General features: G+C 60.6%; 2 protein-coding genes and 1 pseudogene. All 3 read left to right on the forward strand.

Annotated features, from left to right (window positions below; genetic code table 11):
• Positions 1-279 (forward strand): annotated as a pseudogene (locus EN994_RS24235) (ABC transporter substrate-binding protein); the annotation flags it as partial.
• Positions 279-2,147, forward strand: a complete 1,869-nt coding sequence (locus EN994_RS24240; RefSeq protein WP_063169975.1) for an extracellular solute-binding protein — start codon at positions 279-281, stop codon at positions 2,145-2,147. The pseudogene EN994_RS24235 and the gene EN994_RS24240, both read left to right, overlap by 1 nt.
• Before the next feature lie 30 nt (positions 2,148-2,177).
• A partial coding sequence (locus EN994_RS24245; RefSeq protein ID WP_164746133.1) for a microcin C ABC transporter permease YejB occupies positions 2,178-3,189 on the forward strand: 1,012 nt, incomplete at its 3' end.

Here is a 3,189-nt window from a genome sequence, read left to right on the forward strand (position 1 = left end):
GGGATCAAGGACCCAGTGGTCGACGCACTGGTTGAACGCGTTATCTTCGCGACGGATCGCGACGACCTGCTCGCCGCCACTCATGCGCTCGACCGGGTTCTGTTGTGGAATTTCTATTGCGTCCCGCAATTCACCCGATCAGTAACCTGGCTGGCCTACTGGAACAAATTCGGCATCCCGGAAAAACAGCCGACTTACTTGGGTCCCGACATCGATTCCTGGTGGATCGACCCGGACAAGGAGAAGGCGCTGGCGGCCAAATACAAGGGCGGCAATTGATGGCGGCCCTGCCCCGCCGCGACTTTCTCGCCCTGGGCAGTGCCGCGGCAGCCGCTGCCCTGTTGCCCGGCCGGGCCTTCGCCGACATTGCGACTGGCATCAAGCTGCATGGCCTGTCGGCCTTCGGCGACCTCAAATACAAGCCCGATTTCGCGCATTTCGACTACGTCAATCCGGACGCGCCCAAGGGCGGCCAGATGAATTTCGCGCCGCCGAACGCAACCCTCAATCAGAGCTTCCTGACCTTCAACACGTTGAATTTCCTGGTGTTGAAGGGGGAGGCGCCGCCGCGCGCCGAACTCTGTTTCGATTCGCTGATGACAAGCGCGCTCGATGAGCCGGATGCAGTCTATGGCCTGCTTGCCGAAACCGTTACCCTGTCGCCAGACCGCAACGGTTTCCGCTTCGTGCTGCGACCGCAAGCGCGTTTCCACGACGGCTCGCCGCTGACCGCGCAAGACGTTGTCTTTGCGCTGAAGCTCTATAAGGACAAGGGCCATCCGAACCTTTCCCAGGCGTTGCGGTACATGACCGACGTGGTTGCGGTCGATCCCACCACCGTCGATCTCACCCTCAACGGCAAGCAGTCGGCGCAAAACGTCCTTGCGATCGTGGGGATGCCGATCGTCTCCAAGGCATTTTATACGGCCAATGATTTCGATGCTTCGACCATGACGCCGCCGCTTGGCTCGGGTCCCTACAAGATTGGACGCGTGGCGGCCGGACAGACGGTCGAATATGACCGCGTCGCCGACTATTGGGGCCGCGATCTCCCGGTGAACCGCGGCCTCTACAATTTCGACCGCATCCGCATCGACTTCTATCTTGACCGGCAGGCGGCATTCGAGGCCTTCAAGAAAGGCGACACGCATTTTCGCGAGGAATTCACCTCACGGGTATGGGCGACCGGATACGACTTTCCGGCGCTGAAGGACGGCAAGGTCCTCAAACGGGAATTTCCCGGCGAGAAGACGCCAGACATGCAGAGCGTCGCGCTGAACCAGCGTCGTCCGCAATTCCGCGATGAGCGGGTGCGGCGGGCGATCGCCAGATGCTTCGATTTCGAATGGATGAAGCGGGCCTTGTTTTACGGCTCCTACGAGCGCTCTCAATCGAACTTCGAACGATCGGATTACAAGGCCGAAGGCCTGCCCTCGCCTGACGAATTGGCCCTGCTGGAGCCATTCCGGGCCGAGTTGCCGCCAGAGGTTTTCGGTGAAGCGGTAACACAGCCCCTGTCCGACGGTTCGGGCCATGACCGCAAGCTGCTGGGCGAGGCTTCGAGATTGCTTGCGCAAGCCGGCTGGAAGCGCGACGGCAGTTTCGTCGTCAATGACAAGGGTGAGCGGCTGCGGGTCGAAATGCTGGCGGAGGACGATGGCATCGTTCGTATCTACACCCCGTGGTCGGAGAATATGAAGGCGATCGGGATCGACGCATCGATCCGGCAAATCGATTCGGCGCAGTATGAGCAGCGGCACAGCAATTACGACTTCGATCTTGCCTTGCTGCATTGGTCGATCGGGGCGACGCCGACTGACGACAGCCTGCAGATGCTCTATGATTCCCGCATGGCGAAAATCCCGGGGCAGCGCAACTATCCCGGCACCGAAAGCAAGGCCATCGACGCCCTGATCGCGGCAGCAGCCAAGGCGAAAGACCGTATAGAACTCGTCACGGCGCTCAGAGCGCTCGACCGGGTCTTGCGCGCGCGGCTGGACTGGATTCCAACATACTATCTGGCGAATCACCGCGTCGCCTATTGGGACATGTTCGGCTTTGTCGAACAGAAGCCTGATTTCGGCTTTCCGGTCGAGACGCTGTGGTGGTTCGATAAGGGCAAGGCGGCAAGAATTGGCAAAGGCTGAGATGTTCGCTCAACGAGGGCAGAAGGCCTGATGGGCGCCTATATCCTGCGCCGCATCCTTTTGATGATCCCGACGCTGTTCGGCATCATGGCGATATCCTTCGCCGTCATCCAGTTCGCCCCCGGCGGTCCGGTCGAACAGGTCATCGCCCGGCTGACCAATCAGGGCGGCAGCGACCGCCTCGGCGGTGGTGGCGGCGACGCGGGTGCCGGCGGCAATTTCGATGCCGCCGGTGACGTCAGCTCGAAATATCGCGGTGCGCAGGGGCTCGATCCGGAATTCATCAAGAAGCTGGAAAAGCAGTTCGGCTTCGACAAGCCGCCGCTCGAGCGCTTCGGCATGATGCTGTGGAACTATGCCCGCTTCGATTTCGGCGACAGCTATTTCCGCGACATTTCGGTGCTCGACCTGATCCTGGAAAAAATGCCGGTGTCGATCTCGATCGGGCTGTGGATCACGCTGTTGTCCTACCTGATCTCGATCCCGCTCGGCATCCGCAAGGCGGTCAAGGACGGCACTCCCTTCGACGTCTGGACCAGCGGCGTCGTCATTGTCGGCTATGCCATTCCGGGCTTCCTGTTCGGCATCATGCTGATGGTGCTGTTTGCCGGCGGGTCTTTCTGGGACTGGTTTCCGTTGCGCGGCCTCACCTCGGACAATTGGGATCAATTGTCGTGGTGGGGAAAGATCGTCGACTATTTCTGGCACATGACATTGCCGCTGACCGCGCTGGTGCTGTCGGCCTTCGCCACCACGACGCTGCTGACCAAGAACTCGTTCCTCGAAGAAATCCGCAAACAGTATGTGGTGACGGCGCGGGCCAAGGGTCTGTCGGAACGGCAGGTGCTCTACGGCCACGTCTTCCGCAACGCCATGCTGATCGTCATCGCCGGTTTTCCCGGCGCCTTCATCTCGGCCTTCTTCACCGGCTCGCTGCTGATCGAGAACATCTTCTCCCTCGATGGCCTCGGTCTGCTCGGCTTCCGGTCGGTGGTCGAGCGCGACTATCCGGTGGTGTTCGCCAATCTCTACATCTTCTCGC

This window comes from Mesorhizobium sp. M7A.F.Ca.CA.002.09.1.1, from assembly GCF_003998555.1.
GTDB classification, from domain to species: domain Bacteria; phylum Pseudomonadota; class Alphaproteobacteria; order Rhizobiales; family Rhizobiaceae; genus Mesorhizobium; species Mesorhizobium ciceri.

Coding starts and splice junctions, on each gene's coding strand:
- EN994_RS24240 (WP_063169975.1), top strand. CDS start 279: ATGGCGGCCCTGCCCCGCCGCGACTTTCTCGCCCTGGGCAGTGCCGCG.